Genomic DNA, 16,037 nt, shown 5'->3' on the forward strand with positions numbered 1-16,037 from the left:
TCGACCGCCCATAATCAAGGTTGCGGCAGCCGCCCCTTCATAGCGTCGATGCGATCATTCTGCTGGTCCACCAGCGCCAGCGCGGCGCTACGGGCCGCGTCGATATCTTCCAGCCCGCCCGCCGCCTTGCCATCGGCCACGGCGTTGCTGCGCTGGACATAGAGGGTGTCGAGGCTGGCGAGCGCCGACACGCTGTCGTTGCGCGCGGATTCGAGAGCGCTGATCGCGACCTGCGCCGCAACCCAGACATCGCTCGACACGCCTGCGCCCTTCGCCGCGCCCACCGCCCGGTCGGCGCGCGCATAGGCGGCGTCGAAGGCGGCGGCGCCCTTGTCCGCCTGGGCGACATGGCGCGTGATTTCCGCCGACAGCGCCGCATCGGCCGGCACCGACGGGGCGGGCGGCGCGACCTGCGCCATCGGCGCACTTTCGATTGGCCGCTTGGCGAGCGAGGGGTAGCTTTGCGGCGCCCCCGCACAACCAGACAGGAACAGGGCCAGGGCGGTGAAGAGGCGGCGCGGTGTCATGACCTGCATCTAGGGCGGCGCGCGATCCGGCGCAATGGCGCGCGCGCCGTCTTTACCGCGGCAGCGCAGCGGCTTCGCGAGCCAGCGCTTCGATCTTCGCCGCGTCCACCGGCCCCTTGGGCACGACCCAGCTGCCGCCGACGCATTTGATGAAGGGCTGGGCCAGCCATTCGGGTGCGTTTTGCGGTGTGATGCCGCCGGTCGGGCAAAAGCGCGCGGTGTGGAGGGGCGCTGCCAAAGCCTTCAAGGCCGGCAGCCCGCCGGACGTTTCGGCCGGGAAGAATTTGAAATGGGTCAGCCCCATGTCCATGCCGCGCATGATGTCGCCAGCTGTGGCGGTGCCGGGCAGAAAGGGGATTTTCGCAGCGATCGCGGCCTTGCCCAGCGGCTTGGTGAGGCCGGGGCTGACGATGAAGCGGGCGCCCGCCTCCATCGCCGCATCCAGCTGCGCCGGGTTCAGCACCGTGCCCGCGCCGACGACCGCGCCCTCGACCTTCGCCATTTCGCGGATCACGTCCAGCGCGGCGGGGGTGCGCAGCGTCACTTCCAGCGCGGGCAGGCCGCCCGCGACCAGCGCGCGCGCGATCGTCAGCGCGTCTTCGACCCTGTCCACCACCAGCACCGGGATCACCGGGGCCAGTTCCATCACCTGTTCGACGGTCAACTTGCTCATCATCACTTCTCCCGGAATGCGGCGGCGGCCCCGAACAGGCCGATTTCATCATGGATGGCCATGCGGATCGGTACGGTCGCCATCAGGCTTTCGAACCGGCCCTTGGCCTTGAAACGAGTGTGGAAGCCGCTGTACGGAAGGAAATCGCGCATCCGCTGGGTCAGGCCTCCGGCCAGCACGACGCCGTGGGGTCCATGGGCCAGCGCCAGGTCGCCCGCGACCGATCCGTAGCAGAGACAAAAGCGCTCCAGCGCCGCTCGCGCGAAGGGATCGCCATCCTCCAGCGCGGCCTGCCACAATTCAGGGTCTTCCATCAGCACGACCCGGTCATGGCCGATCGTGGCCAAGGCCTTGTAGATATAGTTGAGGCCAGGCCCCGACACGATCCGCTCGGTCGATACGCGCAGGAACTTGTCGCGCAGATAGGAGAGGATTTTCTCCTCGATAGGATCGAGCGGGGCGAAGTCGAGATGGCCGCCCTCCGTCGCGATGACATGGGGATGGCCCTGGTCGTAGGCGATCAACGCGACGCCCAGGCCGGTGCCGGGGCCAAGGATGGTGACTCCGCCATCGGTGGGGAAGGGACGATCCTCGCCGAACAGCAACGGCAGATTCTCGGCCGGCAGGCGCGACACGGCATGAGCCACAGCCTCGAAATCATTTACGAGGCGGACGGTATCGACGCCGATGTCGTCGGCCAGCGTATCGGCGCGGATCACCCAATTGCTGTTGGTCAGCTTGATGACGTCCCGCCCGATGGCGGTGGCGAATGCGATCGAGGCGGCGCGGGGCAGGTCGCCATCGCCTGCCTTCTGCTCGTCTTCGGCGAACGCCGCCCAGCAGCTTTGCAGGCTGGGATAGTCGGCGACCTTATATTTGCGCACGGTGCCAAGCGTCGGCACGCCTTTGGCGTCCAGCGACGCGCGAGCGAAACGGGCGTTGGTTCCGCCGATGTCGGCGGCGATGATGTCGGTCATGTCACTCTCCATCCGTTCGCCCTGAGCTTGTCGAAGGGCAACTCTTCTTTGGAGAAGAGAAGGGCTTCGACAGGCCCTCCCGAATAAGTCGAGGGGCCGAACGGGTCTAAATCAAATCTCGCTTTCCATCGCCGCCAGGATCGGCGACGCGCCCTGCTCGGCGAGGTCGCTGTGATGGCGGAACAGGGCGAACAGTTCGCGGCCGGTGTCGTAGGGCGGGGGCGGGGCGGGAGGAATGTCCCGCGCTTCCCATGTCGCCGCATCGACCAGCGCATCGACCGCGCCGGTCTGCGCGCAGACCCGCACCAGATCGCCGTCGCGCAGCTTGCCGATCGGACCGCCGCCCAGGGCTTCGGGTGACAGGTGGATGGCGGCAGGCACCTTGCCGGAGGCACCGGACATGCGCCCGTCAGTCAGCAATGCGACCTTGAACTCACGATCCTGCAATACGCCCAGCGCCGGGGTCAGCTTGTGCAGTTCGGGCATCCCGTTGGCCTTTGGCCCCTGGAAGCGGACGACGACCACGACGTCGCGCTCCAGTTCGCCCGCCTTGAAGGCGCGCAGCACATCGTCCTGATCCTGGAATATGGCGGCGGGCGCCTCGATCGTCCAGCGTACCTGATCGACCGCGCTGACCTTCATGACGCAACGGCCGAGGTTGCCCTGGAGCAGCTTCATGCCGCCATCCGCGCTGAACGGATTGGCGACCGGGCGCAGCATCGCCTCATCGCGCGATGCCGGCACGTCGCGCCATTGCAGCGCTTCGTCCTCCAGCACCGGCTCCTTGCCATAGTCGGTCAGGTCGGCGCGCGCGACCGTCATGACGTCACGGTGCAGCAGGCCATTATCCAGCAATTCCCGTATGATATAGGCCATGCCGCCCGCGGCGTGGAAATGGTTTACGTCGCCCGACCCGTTAGGATAGACCCGCGCCAGCAGCGGCACCACGTCGGAAATCTCGGCGAAATCGGTCCAGTCGACATGGATGCCCGCCGCCCGCGCGATGGCGGGCACATGGATCGCATGGTTGGTGGAGCCGCCCGTCGCCATCAGGCCGATGATCGCGTTGACGATCGCCTTTTCATCGACGCAGTGGCCCAGCGGGCGATAATCGTCGCCATCCCAGCCGATCGATGCAATGCGATGCGTCGCCGCGCGGGTCAGTTCGCTGCGAAGCTTCGTGCCCGGATTGACGAAGGCGGAGCCGGGCATGTGCAGGCCCATCATCTCCATCATCATCTGGTTGCTGTTGGCCGTGCCGTAAAAGGTGCAGGTGCCCGCGCCATGATAGGAGGCGCTTTCGGATTCGAGCAGTTCGTCCCTGCCGACCTTGCCTTCGGCATAAAGCTGGCGGATGCGCACCTTTTCCTTATTGGCCAGGCCCGACGGCATCGGCCCGGCCGGGATCAGGATCGTGGGCAGATGCCCGAAACGCAGCGCGCCGATCAGCAGTCCCGGCACGATCTTGTCGCAAATGCCCAGCAGCAGCGTGCCTTCGAACATCGCATGGCTCAGCGACACGGCGGTCGACAGCGCGATCGTGTCGCGGCTGAACAGCGACAGGTCCATGCCCGCCTGTCCCTGCGTCACGCCGTCGCACATGGCGGGTACGCCGCCCGCAACCTGCGCCGTGGCGCCGACTTCGCGCGCCGCGATCTTGATCTGCTCAGGATAGCGGCCATAGGGCTGATGCGCCGACAGCATGTCGTTATACGACGTCACGATGCCGATATTCATCGCCCGGCCGGTGCGGATCACCGCCTTGTCCTCGCCGCTCGCGGCAAAGCCATGGGCCAGGTTGCCGCAGGACAGTTGATCGCGATTGGTGCCCGCGTCGCGTCCGCGCTCGATCAGGTCGAGATATTTCAGGCGCGACGCGGCGCTGCGCTGGACGATGCGCTCCGTCACCTTGGCGATTACGGGATGTAGGTCAGTCATGCCAGCTGGCTCCGTCACGTTCGATAAGGGCAATGGCCGAAGACGGACCCCAGTTCCCCGAAGAATAGGCGGCGGGCTTCACATTGGCCTCTCTCCACCCATCGATGATGCTATCGATCCAGGCCCATTGCGCCTCCACCTCGTCACGGCGCACGAACAGGGTCTGATCGCCCGCCAGCAGGTCCAGGATCAGCCGTTCATAGGCGATGCGGCGGCGCTGCCCGGCGAAGGCGGCGGTCAGCGACACGTCCAGCGTCACCTCCTCCAACTGCACCTGCCGCTCCAGCCCCGGCCGCTTGGTCATGATCTGCAGGCGGATATATTCTTCCGGCTGCAACCGGATGACCAATGTGTTCGGCTCCAACCCCGTGCCGCCGGCGCCATGCTGTCCGTCGCGGCCGAAGATGCTGTGCCGCACCGGCTTGAACTGGATGACAATTTCGGACTGGCGCGCGGGCATCCGCTTGCCGGTGCGCAGGTAGAAGGGCACGCCCTGCCAGCGCCAGTTGTCGATATAGGCTTTCAGCGCCACGAAGGTTTCGGTGTCGGACGGCTGGCCCAGTTCGTCGGCATAGCCGGTGACGATCTGGCCACCGACGGCGCCCGGCGTATATTGGCCGCGCACGCTCAAATGCTTCACCGTATCGGCGCTCATCGGGCGGAGCGACCGCAGCGCCTTCACCTTCTCGTCGCGCACCGCGGTCGGGTCCATCCGCGCGGGCGGCTCCATCGCGATGATCGACAATATCTGGAGCATGTGATTCTGCACCATGTCGCGCAGCGCGCCGACCCCGTCATAGTAAGAGACGCGGCCTTCCAGCCCCACCGTCTCGCCGACCGTGATCTGCACATGGTCGATCGCCGTGGTGTTCCACAAGGGTTCGAACATGACATTGCCAAAGCGCAGCGCGAGCAGGTTCTGGACCGTTTCCTTGCCCAGATAATGGTCGACGCGGAAAATCTGTTCTTCGACGAACAGCGCGCCGATCCCGTCATTGACGATTTTGGAGGAGGCCAGATCCTTGCCGATCGGCTTTTCCATCGCGATCCGGGTGTGCGGCGTGATCAGGCCGGCCTCGCTAAGCCCCTGCGCGGTCGGGGCGAACAGCGATGGCGGTGTGGACAGGTACACGGACAGGCCGCGCTCCAGCCGGCCATCGATCCGTTCGGCCAGTTTTGCGAATTGATCGGCATTGCCGGCATCGACCGGCTGATAACCGATCAGGGCCACGAAGCGCGCTGCGACATCCCCGTCATAGCGGTCGGCGGGCAGGAATTGGCGCAGCGCGGCATCGACTTCCTTGCGGAAGGCCTCGTCGTCCATATCCGACCGGCCCGACGCCACGATCAGGAAGTCGTCGGGCAGCAACCCGTCCGACAGAAGATTATAGAGCGACGGAAATATCATCCGGCGGGCCAGGTCACCCGTGGCGCCAAATAGCAGGAACGTAGCAGACGGCTCGGTCAAAGGATGGTCCTTCTCCGTTTGAAGATTGTCTATGTCTGCACGAAGGCGCCCTTATAACGGCCGCGGATCGTTACGCAAGAAGGCTATCGTGCAAGTCGCCCTGCCGCAACAAGATGGCGCGACAAGGCGGAAAGCGGCGGGAACTTCCAGTGCCGTCATGCGATTGGAACGTGGACATGCCGAACGGGTCGATCACCCGGAAGCATGATCGCTGTATGAAGGGCAGGCTCCACGGTCTGCCTGAAATCCTATCATAATCGACAAAAATCAGGAGAATGTCTGATGGCCCAGGTCGCAACCCGCGATGGCGCGTCGCTGCACGTCAAGGATATGGGCAACGGCCCGCCGGTCGTGCTGATTCACGGCTGGCCGCTAACTGGCGATATGTGGGAATATCAGACGTTGGCGCTCCTGGAGGCTGGCTATCGAGTCATCACCTATGACCGGCGCGGCTTTGGTCATAGCAGCCATCCCGCCACCGGCTATGACTATGACATATTCGCCGACGATCTGGCGGACATACTCGACCATCTCGACCTGCGACAGGCCTCACTGGTCGGCTTCTCGATGGGCGGGGGCGAAATCGCCCGCTACCTTTCGCGCCATGGCGCCGGGCGGATCGCGCGCGTCGCACTGGTCGCATCGGTCGTGCCGTACCTTCTACAGGATGACAGCAACCCCAACGGCGTGGATATCGGCGTGTTGCAGGACATGAAGGACCAGGTTCGCACGGACCGCTTCGCTTTCCTCCAGAGCTTCGCCAAGACCTTTTATGGCGTCGGCTGGGTTAGCCGCCCGGTCAGCCAGGGCCTGCTCGACTGGAGCTTCCAGTTGGGCGTGATGGCCAGTCCCAAGGCGACGATCGATTGTATCGACGCCTTTGGACAGACCGATTTTCGCGGCGACCTTGCCGCCTTCACCGTGCCCACGCTCATCATCCATGGCGCCTCCGACAAGACCGTGCCGATCGATACCAGCGGCCGCGCAGCTGCGGCGGGCATCCCGCACGCCCGCTTCATCGAATATGATGGCGAACCGCATGGCCTGTTCGCCACCGCGCCCGACCGGCTCAACGCCGATCTCCTCGATTTTCTGGGAATCTGAGCCATGGCGATCACGGTGCAACCGCTCAACTGCACGTTGAAGCGCGATACGGGCGAGCCGAGTTCGACCGAAGCGATGATCGCCGTGCTGACGAAGGAATTCGAAGCGCTGGGCGTAGAGGTAGCGGACACGATTCGTGTCGCCTCCCGCAATGTGCTGGCCGGGGTGACATCGGACGAGGGGGAGGGCGATGATTGGCCCGCCATCCGCGCTCAGATTCTCGCCGCCGACATCCTCATCCTGGGTACGCCGATCTGGATGGGGCAGGCGGGCAGCGTCGCCAAGCGCGCGCTGGAGCGGATGGACGCCTTCCTCTCCGAAACGGACGATCAGGGGCGGATGCCCAGCTATGGCAAGGTTGCGGTCGCGGCGATCGTGGGCAATGAGGATGGCGCCCATGCCGCTTCGGCGCAGATATTCCAGGCGCTTAACGATGTCGGCTGGACGATTCCCGCCGTCGCCGCCTGCTATTGGGTGGGAGAGGCGATGGGATCGGTCGATTTCAAAGAGTTGAAGGACACGCCCAAGATGGTCGCCAAGACCGCAAAGATGGTGGCGGGCAATGCGGCGCATCTGGCGGCTTTGCTCAAGGCGAATCCCTTTCCCGGCGAAAAGCGCTAAGCCGGGCGGTATAGGGGAACCGGGGCTTCCAGTATCCGTTTTCCCATCGAAATGAAAATCCTGGCCCTTTGCTGCTTAAGCCTGCTGGTCGCGTGCGACGCCTTGCCGCGCGATCCGGCGGGCAGCAGCGATGCCATCGGCCATAACGGCGTGATGCGCGTCGGGCTGGTGAGGGGCGACGGCGATTTCGGACGAGCAGCCGCCGCGCGCCTGCTCGATCGTCTGTCGCGCCAGACCGGGGCGCACCCCGCGATCCGGCCCGGCGCCACCGAGCCTCTGTTTCAGGCGCTGGAGCGCGGCGACCTCGACCTCGTCCTTACGCCGCTGGATCGCAAGAGCCCTTGGATGACGCGCGTGTCGCTCAGCCCGCCGATCGCGACGCAGAGCTATAAAGACAATCGTCTTGATTATTACGCCGTCATGCGCAACGGCGAAAATCGCTGGATCATGACAGTCGAAAGCGCCGCCCGCGCCGCCGCCGATCCGGGTGCGGGGCGATGACCAGCGCCGACGACCTGCCCGACGATATCGTCAAGACGCTGCGTCAGGCGGAGCGGCTGGAATATAGGAATATCTTCTGGACCATCAGCGTCGTCGCCGTGATGGGCCTGACCATGGGACAGAGCCAGACGATGAAGACCGCCTGGATCGAGGATACGCTCGGTCTCGTCCCGCCGATAGCCTTCCTCGTCGCTGCGCGTATGGAACGGCGCGGCCATCGGTCCGCGCGCTTCCCCTTTGGTTTTGAGCGGGTCAACGGCCTAGGCTTTTTCCTCGCCGCGGTGGCGCTGGCGGCGACCGGCGCGCTGCTGCTGTGGGATTCGGTGATGACGCTGGCGCGCGCCGAACACGCCACGGTGGCGTCGGTTCGCCTGTTCGGCCGTGACATATGGCTCGGCTGGCTGATGCTGGGTGCGCAACTCTATTCGCTGATCCCGCCGCTCATCATCGGGCGCAAGGAATTGCCGCTGGCGGAAAAACTGTCCGACAAGCTGCTCCATACCGATGCGCTGATGAACAAGGCGAACTGGCTGACCGGTGCGGCGGGCATTGCGGGGGTGATCGGGCTGGGTCTGGGTTGGTGGTGGGCCGATTCGCTCGCTGCGGCTATCATCTCGCTCGACATCATCAGCGACGGTGTGAAGGCGCTGCGCTCCTCCACCGCCGAACTGATCGACGGCGCGCCGCGCGCCTTGTCCAGTCCCGCCCTGTCCCCGGACGCGCAGGCCTTGGGTCAGCGACTGGAAGCGCGCTATCCCGGCGCGACCGTGCGGCTGCGCGAAACCGGCAGGCTGATTCGCGCCGAAGTCCATGGTCATGCCGTGCCGCAGGAACCACTAGATCATGCCGATCATTGGCCGGCCGAGGAGGAACGGCTGTGGCGGCTGGCGCAACTCAGCTTTGTACCGCCCCGTCGCTAAAGGATCAGGCGTGCAACGGACCGCGTCCGCGCCGCCAATTGAGAATATGCGCGCCTGCCAACAGCGTGCTGCCAGCCACCGTCCAAGCGGCCTCTGCGATCGCACCCTTCGCCGCCAGCGCCCCCATCGCCATGAGCCCAAGTCCGGCGACGCCGAACGGCAGCAGGCTGCGCGCGCGATGTCGGCGCCAGCCTCGCGCCAGCGCGAACAGGCTGGTCGGCGCCGCCAGCGCCAGCATGACGAGGTGGAAGGATTCGCCCGGATCGACGCGGCTGGCGACGGCGGGGAGCAATGCGAACAGCAATGGCAGGGCCAGACAGTGCAAGGTGCAAAGCGACGAGGCGCAGACCGCCAACCCATCGAGCAACGCTATCCGCCGGGGCAGGGATTGACCGATTTTCTGCCGATCTTCGCAAGAAGTCATAGCAATTTCCTAATGATATAACATAACATATATTTGTCGCATGTGCTCATGTCGGGTGGTGCTGTCAACCGGGACTGGAAGACTTTTCCGCCTGTTGCCGATTTTCGGCTGGACGCCCGCGCCGGATTTTGTCATCTGGCCGGAACCAGCCGTGCGGGCGTGGTGAAACTGGTAGACGCGCCGGACTCAAAATCCGGTTCCGCAAGGAGTGTCGGTTCGATTCCGACCGCCCGCACCACTGGCTCTCCCTATCATGGCGACGCGACTATCGCGGGCTGTGCGCGACCATGCTATGGTCGCTGCATGAAGGCTCGCCGCATCCTGCTGCCCTTGCTGTTCGGCCTGGCTGTCCTAATCGTCATCAGCGTGGGCGACGCCCTGTTCTGGAGCGTGTCCCACGCGCTCGAAAAGCTGCCGCCACGTCTGCTGACGGTCGCGGTTTTGACAAGCCTGTGGCTGGTGCATGTGTACAAGCGGACGGCACGCTGATCCTGCGGCGCCGGCTAGGGTTGGGGATGGCCGCTAACGATCGGTAGCGGACCTTATTCCCCTCCCGATTACCGGAGGGGAATGGCAGTGCACCACCCAAATCCGCCATGATTGCGGCCAATAAAAAAGCCGCCCGTTGCGGGGCGGCTTTCTTGTTCTTTCTGTCGGAAGACATCAGGCCTCTTCGGCCGGCTCTTCTTCGTCGTCGCTGGTGACCGAGGCGATTTCGCCCGGTTCCGCGTTGGGATCATAATCCTCGGTGAAGCCGCTCTCGTCCTTTTCGAACAGGTCGGCCATCACATCGACGCCCTGCGACTGAAGCTCTGCTTCTTCAGGCGAACGGGCGACGTTGACGGTGATCGTCACGGCGACTTCGGGGTGCAGCGCGACCTTGACGTCGAACACGCCCAGCGTCTTGATCGGGCGTTCCAGCACGACCATCGCCTTGGTGACGTTGGTCACGCCATCGGCGTGCAGCGCGTCGACGATGTCGCGCACCGCGACCGAACCGTACAGCGCGCCGGCGTTGGACGACTGGCGGATCAGGATGATCTGCTTGCCGTTGACGCCATCGGCGGCGGCTTCGGCGTCCGTGCGACGTGCGGCGTTGTCGGCCTCGATCTTCGCGCGGTTGGCCTCAAAGACCTTCTTGTTGGCGTTATTGGACCGCAGCGCCTTCTTGTTGGGCAGCAGGAAGTTACGTGCGTAACCGTCCTTGACGGTCACGACGTCGCCGATTGCGCCCAGCTTCTCGATGCGTTCGAGCAGGATGATTTCCATGGGTTTCTACTCCCTTACTTCACGATGTAGGGCAGGAGGCCCAAGTGACGGGCGCGCTTGATGGCCTGGGCCAGTTCGCGCTGCTTCTTGGCCGAAACGGCCGTGATGCGGCTGGGGACGATCTTGCCGCGCTCGGACACGAAGCCCTGGAGCAGACGGACGTCCTTATAATCGATCTTCGGCGCATCCTTGGCGGCGAAGGGGCAGCTCTTGCGGCGGCGGAAAAACGGGCGTGCCATGTCTCAGATCTCCTTATTCAGCAGCCGGGGCGTCTTCGCGGTCGCGGCGCGGGCCACGATCTTCGCGGTCGCCACGGGGGCCACGGTCACCACGATCGCCGCGGGGACCACGGTCACCACGTTCGGGGCGGTCCTGCTTGCGCATCATCACCGACGGGCCGGTTTCCAGCTCGTCGACCTTGACGGTCATGTAGCGGATGATGTCTTCGTTGATCTGGGTCTGGCGCTCCAGTTCCGCGATCACGCCGCCTGGGGCGTCGATGTTCAGCATCACATAGTGCGCTTTGCGGTTCTTGGCGATCTTGTACGCGAGGCTACGCAGGCCCCAGGTCTCGACCTTGGTCACCTTGCCTTCATTTTCCTCGACGATCTTCGTGGCGGTTTCCGCCAGAGCGTCCACCTGCGCTTGTGCCAGATCCTGGCGCGCAAGGAACACATGCTCGTAAAGAGCCATGGGTATTACCTCATCTGTTGGCCGATCGCTGACGCCCACCCCATGTGGAACGCCCCTCCGGCTGTCGTCTTGCATAAGCGCAGTCCCGCCGAGTCACCCCGCCGTTCGTGCGAAGGCGCGCCTATGACGGAAAGGGATATGAAAGGCAAGAGGGCATCGGCGCGCAGCATCCGGGCAAAAAGCCCGTCGGCCTGAGCTTGTCGAAGGCTCTTACTTCTTTCTATTGTCGCAAGAAGAGGTAAGGCGCTTCGACAGGCTCAGTGCGAACGGGTGAGAGGGTTAGCTTATGGCAGTCGCGATCGCAGCATTATCCCTCATCCTGCTGATGATCGCCGCCTATCGGGGCATGAGCGTCATCGTCATGGCGCCGCTGCTGGCAATGCTGGCCGTGTTCCTGACCGATCCCGCCGCCGTCCCGGCCGCCTTTTCCGGCCTGTTCATGGAACGGGTGGCGAGCTTTCTCAAACTCTATTTCCCGGTTTTTCTGCTGGGCGCGCTGTTCGGCAAGCTGGTCGAGATTTCCGGCTTTTCCCGCGCGATCGTGACGGCGGTGATCGGCGTCATCGGCGCGGGCCGCGCGATTCCCGCGATCATGGCGGTGACGGCGCTGCTGACCTATGGCGGGGTGTCGGTGTTCGTCGCGGTCTTCGCCGTCTATCCCTTCGCCGCGGAGATGTTCCGCCGCGCCGACATTCCCAAGCGGTTGGCGCCCGCCACCATCGGGCTGGGCGCGCTGACCTTCACCATGGATGCGCTGCCGGGCACGCCGCAGATCCAGAACATCATCCCCACCAGCTTTTTTGGCACGACGACATGGGCGGCGCCGGTGCTGGGCCTGATTGGATCAGTCTTCATAGCGGCGACCGGCCTTGCTTATCTGGGCTGGCGGCGCCGGGCGATGCTGGCGGCGGGAGAGGGCTATGGCGCGCCCGAAACGCTCGTCAACGAACCGGAAGCGGTCGAGGAGGAAGCGTCTGTCCATCCGCTAATCGCGCTCTTGCCGCTGGTGGTGGTGGGCGTGGGTAATCTGCTGTTGACGCTGGCCATCCCGCGTTGGGTGGCGGGGGAAGAGGTGTCGCTGTCGCTGTCCGGCATGGCGGAACCAGTAACGGTAAAGGTGGCGCAGGTTTCCGCACTTTGGGCGGTCGAGGGCGCGCTGCTGCTGGGGATCGGCACCATCCTGCTGTTCGCATTCCGCACCGTGGCGAAGCGCTTTGCCGACGGGTCAAGGGCGGCGGTCGGCGGCGCGTTGCTGGCGGGCATGAACACGGCGGTCGAATATGGGTTCGGCGCGGTGATCGCCGCGCTGCCGGGCTTTCTGGTGGTCAAGGACGCGCTGCGGTTCATCCCCAATCCGCTGGTCAACGAAGCCATCACCGTGACCTCGCTCGCCGGCATCACCGGGTCGGCGTCGGGCGGGCTGTCGATCGCGCTCGCCGCAATGGCGGAACAGTTCGTAGCGGCGGGCGATGCGGCCGGCATACCGCGCGACGTGCTGCACCGCGTCGCCTCCATGGCGTCGGGCGGCATGGACAGCCTGCCGCATAATGGCGCGGTCATCACGTTGCTCGCGGTGACCGGCCTCACCCATCGCCAGGCCTATAAGGACATCTTCGCGCTGACGCTCATCAAGACGGTGACGGTCTTCATCGTAATCACGGTCTATTATGTGACAGGGCTGGTATGAGGCTCAGGCCGCAGGACGGTGCAGGTCAGCCGATCCAATGAAATGCGCGCGGGTGGAAGGCCCGGCTTGCACCAGCAAGGCGGCGACCTTGTCCTTCAGATCGGCCGAAGGGCGCGCAGGATCATCATAAGCCATCGCCCATTCGCCAAATTCCCGCGCGTCGATCGGTCCCTCGCGCAGCTTGACGACGGCGCGGTGGCGCGGATCGGCGTGGATGCGGGTGAAGATGCGATCGACGGCATCCTTAGGCCCTTCCAGCACCTGCAAAAATCGTCGCGAATTGAACAGCAGCAGGCCCGTGACATCGTTCCGCCGATTGTTGATCGCGGACATTTGGGCCATGGCCGCGCATTGCTGCGACGTGACCGTGCCGACGACGGTGCTGATATACATGATCTGATATAAGGACATGGACATTCCCGACATGGCCCCCCGGCTCAGCCCATATGCGGCGAAATCCCTTAATATCGGGTATTTAACTTCGATCATGAGCGATGACGCGAAAATGCCCCAGGGGGGAGAGAGAACCCCTGGGACATTGCGCGCCTTCCGGGCTGCGAAAGTTACCGGATCGCGCTGCCGACGACCGCGCCGATCAGGCCACTGGTGATCGCGATCAGCACCGCGTCATTGCCCGAACGAACCCAGTGATAGCCGCGCGGCGGGGCCGACAGGCGATAGTCGCGATAATTGTTCACGACGCGATAGTTGGTCGCATAGCGGCGATCGAAACGCTGACCCTTGGCCCAGCGGCGATGATTGTCCTTGCGCACGACGGTCTGTTTCTTGACGACGGTGCGACCATTGGCTTTATGCTTCACGACCTTGCGCGTCACTTCCTGGCGATGTTGCGGCGCAGCCTGCGCTTGGGCGGAGACGATGGGGCTGGCGACCAGGGTGGTGGTGGCCAGAGCCATGAGGATTTTCCTGAACATGATGAACTCCTTTGCCTTGTTACGGGCGCCATTCCGTGGCGTCGAAGACAGAGATAGGGGCCGCCTGTCGCGACGATGTGTCATGGGCAGGGTTAGATTGTCGGAAATTGTAACAATCTCAAATTTAAGCTGAACCGTCGTTCATCTGTGGCTGATTTCGGATGATTTGCGGCTGCGGACCATGCCGGGCCACACCCGCGACCGCTATTCGTGCCGCAGCGCGTCGATCGGGTTGAGCGCCGCCGCCCGCCGCGCCGGGAAATAGCCGAACACCACCCCGATCGCCGCCGAAAAGACGAAAGCGATAAAATTGACCTTGATGTCGAACAGGAAGGGCACCTGCATCAGCGGCGCGATGGCGGCGGTCGCGATCAACGCCAGGAACAAGCCTATCAGGCCGCCCAGGCAGGACAGCACGATCGCCTCCACCAGGAATTGCAGCAGCACTTCGCGGGCGACCGCGCCGATGGCCAAGCGAATGCCGATCTCCCGCGTGCGCTCCGTCACCGACACCAGCATGATGTTCATGATGCCGATGCCGCCCACAAGCAGCGAAATCGCCGCCACCGCGCCGACGATCTGGGTCAGGATCGTGGTGGTGCCGGTCAGCGTGTCGCTGATCTGCTTGGTGTCGAAGACGTTGAAATTATCCTGGTCGCCCGCCTTGACCTTGCGCCGTTCGCGCATGAGTTCCTCTAGGCTCGACTGGACGGTGCTGGTGTCATAGGCGTCGTCCACCGCGACCATGATCTGGCTGATGTCGCGATCGCCGGTGAAGCGACGCTGCACGAACTTGATCGGCATGACGACGACATCGTCCTGGTCGCCGAAACCGCCCTGGCCGCGCGTCGCCAGCACGCCGACGACCTGGCAGGACACGCCCTTGATCCGCATCCGCTTGCCGACCGGCTCCGTCCCCTGGAACAGGTTGGTGCGCACCGTATTGCCGATGATGCAGACGGATTTGCCCGCTTCCTCCTCATCCGGCAGGAACAGGCGGCCGTCGGCCACTTTCCATTGCTGCACCTCCGAATAGGCCGACGTCGTGCCATAGACGGTGGTGGACCAGTTATTGCCTTCATAGATGGCGGTGCCGCTCGACTGCACCACCGGCGCAACCGCGCGCACGCCGGTCAACTGGTTTTCGATCGCGGTGAGATCGCGCTCCTTGAAATCGGGCGGACGCGGACCGCCGCCGCCGCGGCCGAAACCCTGGCCGGGGCGCAACTGGAGCACATTGGCGCCCAGCGAACTAATCTGTTCGCGCACGGCGGCGGTCGCGCCATTGCCCAGCGTCACCATGGTCACGACCGCGGCGACGCCGATGATGATGCCCAACGTGGTCAGGAACGACCGCAGCTTGTGCCGGTTGATCGCGCGAAAGGCGAGCGTGATGGTGGTGCCTAGCATCCCAATGCTCCTCGCCCCCTGGGGGAGAGGATAGCGGAGCTTGCCAGCCTGCTGGCTAGCGTCGCTTGGAGAGGGGGGAGTGACCTGCCGGCCCCCCTCTTCCAACTCCGCCTAAGTCGCTTCGCGCCTAAGGCTGCGTATCTTTCTCCCCGGCGGGGAGAAGGTTTTGCGGTGTAGGTCATCACGCCGCCACCTTCTGTTCCACCCGTTCGACCAGCCCGTCCTTGAAATGGACGATGGTGCGGGCGAAGGCGGCCATGTCGGGCTCGTGCGTCACCATCAGCACGGTAATGCCGCTGTTGCGGTTGAGGTCGGTCAGCAATTCCATGATCTCCACCGACCGTTCCGAATCAAGGTTGCCGGTCGGTTCGTCCGCCAGCAGCACGTCGGGATGGGTCACGATGGCGCGGGCGATGGCCACGCGCTGCTGCTGGCCGCCGGACAGTTCGGCCGGCGTATGGTCCCACCAGTCCTTGAGGCCCACCTTGTCGAGCGCGGCCATGCCCATGTCGTAGCGGGTCTTCTTGTCCTCGCCGCGATAGAGCAGGGGCAGTTCGACATTTTCCAGCGCGGTGGTGCGCGACAGCAGGTTGAAGCCCTGGAACACGAAGCCGAGATAGCGGCGGCGCAGCAGCGCGCGCTGGTCGCGGTCCAGCGTTTCGACATGGCGGCCCTTGAACAGAAACTCCCCGCCTGAGGGCACGTCCAGGCAGCCCAATATGTTCATCGTCGTCGACTTGCCGGATCCCGACGGCCCCATGACCGCGACGAAATCGCCCTGCGCTATGTCGATGTCGATGCCCTTAAGCGCCTGGAATGCGGTCGGGCCTTGCCCATAGACCTTGGTCACGCCGCGCATGGAGATGATCGGATCAGCGATCGACATGGCG

General features: G+C 64.4%; 19 protein-coding genes and 1 tRNA gene. 7 read left to right on the forward strand and 13 right to left on the reverse strand.

Translation table 11 applies throughout. The features are described from left to right. Positions 1 to 14 precede the first annotated feature (14 nt). The 5 genes from EWH12_RS01080 to zwf all read right to left on the reverse strand — a co-directional run bounded on the left by EWH12_RS01080 (position 15) and on the right by zwf (position 5,583). Positions 15 to 527, reverse strand: a complete 513-nt coding sequence (locus EWH12_RS01080) for a hypothetical protein (protein WP_066605038.1) — start codon at positions 525 to 527, stop codon at positions 15 to 17. Between the two features lie 52 nt (positions 528 to 579). Then, entirely contained in the window at positions 580 to 1,200 is a 621-nt protein-coding gene (gene eda, locus EWH12_RS01085) for a bifunctional 4-hydroxy-2-oxoglutarate aldolase/2-dehydro-3-deoxy-phosphogluconate aldolase (protein ID WP_066601046.1), read from the reverse strand. Positions 1,201 to 1,202: 2 nt separating this feature from the next. Further along, on the reverse strand, positions 1,203 to 2,177 hold the full coding sequence (gene glk / locus EWH12_RS01090; RefSeq protein ID WP_129925422.1) for a glucokinase: 975 nt from the start codon (positions 2,175 to 2,177) through the stop codon (positions 1,203 to 1,205). 111 nt (positions 2,178 to 2,288) lie between these two features. Continuing rightward, complete coding sequence (edd, locus tag EWH12_RS01095; protein ID WP_129925423.1) at positions 2,289 to 4,115, reverse strand: phosphogluconate dehydratase; 1,827 nt, start codon at positions 4,113 to 4,115, stop codon at positions 2,289 to 2,291. Further along, a complete protein-coding gene (gene zwf / locus EWH12_RS01100) occupies positions 4,108 to 5,583 on the reverse strand; it encodes a glucose-6-phosphate dehydrogenase (RefSeq protein ID WP_129925424.1) in 1,476 nt (491 codons plus the stop codon). Before zwf ends, edd begins: the two co-directional genes overlap by 8 nt. Positions 5,584 to 5,865: 282 nt before the next feature. On the opposite strand from zwf, the gene EWH12_RS01105 reads away from it, so the two are divergent. From EWH12_RS01105 to EWH12_RS01120, 4 genes are read left to right on the forward strand one after another with little or no spacing between them, the layout of a single operon-like run. Further along, complete coding sequence (locus tag EWH12_RS01105) at positions 5,866 to 6,687, forward strand: alpha/beta fold hydrolase (RefSeq protein WP_066601051.1); 822 nt, start codon at positions 5,866 to 5,868, stop codon at positions 6,685 to 6,687. Positions 6,688 to 6,690: 3 nt separating this feature from the next. After that, complete coding sequence (locus EWH12_RS01110; RefSeq protein WP_066601053.1) at positions 6,691 to 7,308, forward strand: flavodoxin family protein; 618 nt, start codon at positions 6,691 to 6,693, stop codon at positions 7,306 to 7,308. 51 nt (positions 7,309 to 7,359) lie between these two features. Beyond that, a complete protein-coding gene (locus EWH12_RS01115; RefSeq protein ID WP_066601054.1) occupies positions 7,360 to 7,809 on the forward strand; it encodes a hypothetical protein in 450 nt (149 codons plus the stop codon). Beyond that, entirely contained in the window at positions 7,806 to 8,729 is a 924-nt protein-coding gene (locus EWH12_RS01120; RefSeq protein ID WP_066601055.1) for a cation efflux transmembrane domain-containing protein, read from the forward strand. Before EWH12_RS01115 ends, EWH12_RS01120 begins: the two co-directional genes overlap by 4 nt. Positions 8,730 to 8,733: 4 nt before the next feature. Here the strand turns inward: EWH12_RS01120 and EWH12_RS01125 are convergent, their stop codons facing one another. Next, the gene (locus EWH12_RS01125; RefSeq protein ID WP_129925425.1) at positions 8,734 to 9,153 is read right to left on the reverse strand and encodes a MerC domain-containing protein; all 420 of its coding nucleotides are present in this window, start codon (positions 9,151 to 9,153) and stop codon (positions 8,734 to 8,736) included. A gap of 153 nt (positions 9,154 to 9,306) precedes the next feature. On the opposite strand from EWH12_RS01125, the gene EWH12_RS01130 reads away from it, so the two are divergent. After that, positions 9,307 to 9,391: transfer RNA gene (locus EWH12_RS01130), tRNA-Leu, on the forward strand. A 65-nt stretch (positions 9,392 to 9,456) separates the two neighbouring features. Beyond that, positions 9,457 to 9,642 (forward strand): hypothetical protein, encoded by a 186-nt coding sequence (locus tag EWH12_RS01135; protein ID WP_129925426.1) that lies wholly within the window; start codon positions 9,457 to 9,459, stop codon positions 9,640 to 9,642. A gap of 174 nt (positions 9,643 to 9,816) precedes the next feature. Here EWH12_RS01135 and rplI read toward each other — a convergent pair whose 3' ends face one another. Genes rplI through rpsF form a run of 3 tightly spaced genes read right to left on the reverse strand, consistent with a single transcriptional unit; the run spans position 9,817 to position 11,115 of the window. Beyond that, a complete protein-coding gene (gene rplI, locus EWH12_RS01140) occupies positions 9,817 to 10,422 on the reverse strand; it encodes a 50S ribosomal protein L9 (RefSeq protein WP_066601062.1) in 606 nt (201 codons plus the stop codon). Between the two features lie 14 nt (positions 10,423 to 10,436). Then, positions 10,437 to 10,661 (reverse strand): 30S ribosomal protein S18, encoded by a 225-nt coding sequence (rpsR, locus tag EWH12_RS01145; protein WP_004212076.1) that lies wholly within the window; start codon positions 10,659 to 10,661, stop codon positions 10,437 to 10,439. 13 nt (positions 10,662 to 10,674) lie between these two features. Further along, entirely contained in the window at positions 10,675 to 11,115 is a 441-nt protein-coding gene (gene rpsF / locus EWH12_RS01150; RefSeq protein ID WP_066601064.1) for a 30S ribosomal protein S6, read from the reverse strand. 286 nt (positions 11,116 to 11,401) lie between these two features. On the opposite strand from rpsF, the gene EWH12_RS01155 reads away from it, so the two are divergent. Then, positions 11,402 to 12,802 (forward strand): GntP family permease, encoded by a 1,401-nt coding sequence (locus EWH12_RS01155; RefSeq protein ID WP_129925427.1) that lies wholly within the window; start codon positions 11,402 to 11,404, stop codon positions 12,800 to 12,802. Positions 12,803 to 12,805: 3 nt separating this feature from the next. On the opposite strand, the gene EWH12_RS01160 is transcribed toward EWH12_RS01155, so the two are convergent. The 4 genes from EWH12_RS01160 to EWH12_RS01175 form a co-directional block, all read right to left on the reverse strand. Continuing rightward, complete coding sequence (locus EWH12_RS01160; RefSeq protein WP_242495914.1) at positions 12,806 to 13,213, reverse strand: BLUF domain-containing protein; 408 nt, start codon at positions 13,211 to 13,213, stop codon at positions 12,806 to 12,808. A 152-nt stretch (positions 13,214 to 13,365) separates the two neighbouring features. After that, on the reverse strand, positions 13,366 to 13,737 hold the full coding sequence (locus EWH12_RS01165) for an RcnB family protein (protein ID WP_129925428.1): 372 nt from the start codon (positions 13,735 to 13,737) through the stop codon (positions 13,366 to 13,368). Between the two features lie 204 nt (positions 13,738 to 13,941). Then, complete coding sequence (locus tag EWH12_RS01170) at positions 13,942 to 15,147, reverse strand: ABC transporter permease (RefSeq protein WP_066601070.1); 1,206 nt, start codon at positions 15,145 to 15,147, stop codon at positions 13,942 to 13,944. Between the two features lie 181 nt (positions 15,148 to 15,328). Then, entirely contained in the window at positions 15,329 to 16,033 is a 705-nt protein-coding gene (locus EWH12_RS01175) for an ABC transporter ATP-binding protein (protein ID WP_066601071.1), read from the reverse strand. Positions 16,034 to 16,037: the final 4 nt, after the last annotated feature.

This window comes from Sphingobium cupriresistens, assembly GCF_004152865.1.
GTDB lineage: Bacteria > Pseudomonadota > Alphaproteobacteria > Sphingomonadales > Sphingomonadaceae > Sphingobium > Sphingobium cupriresistens.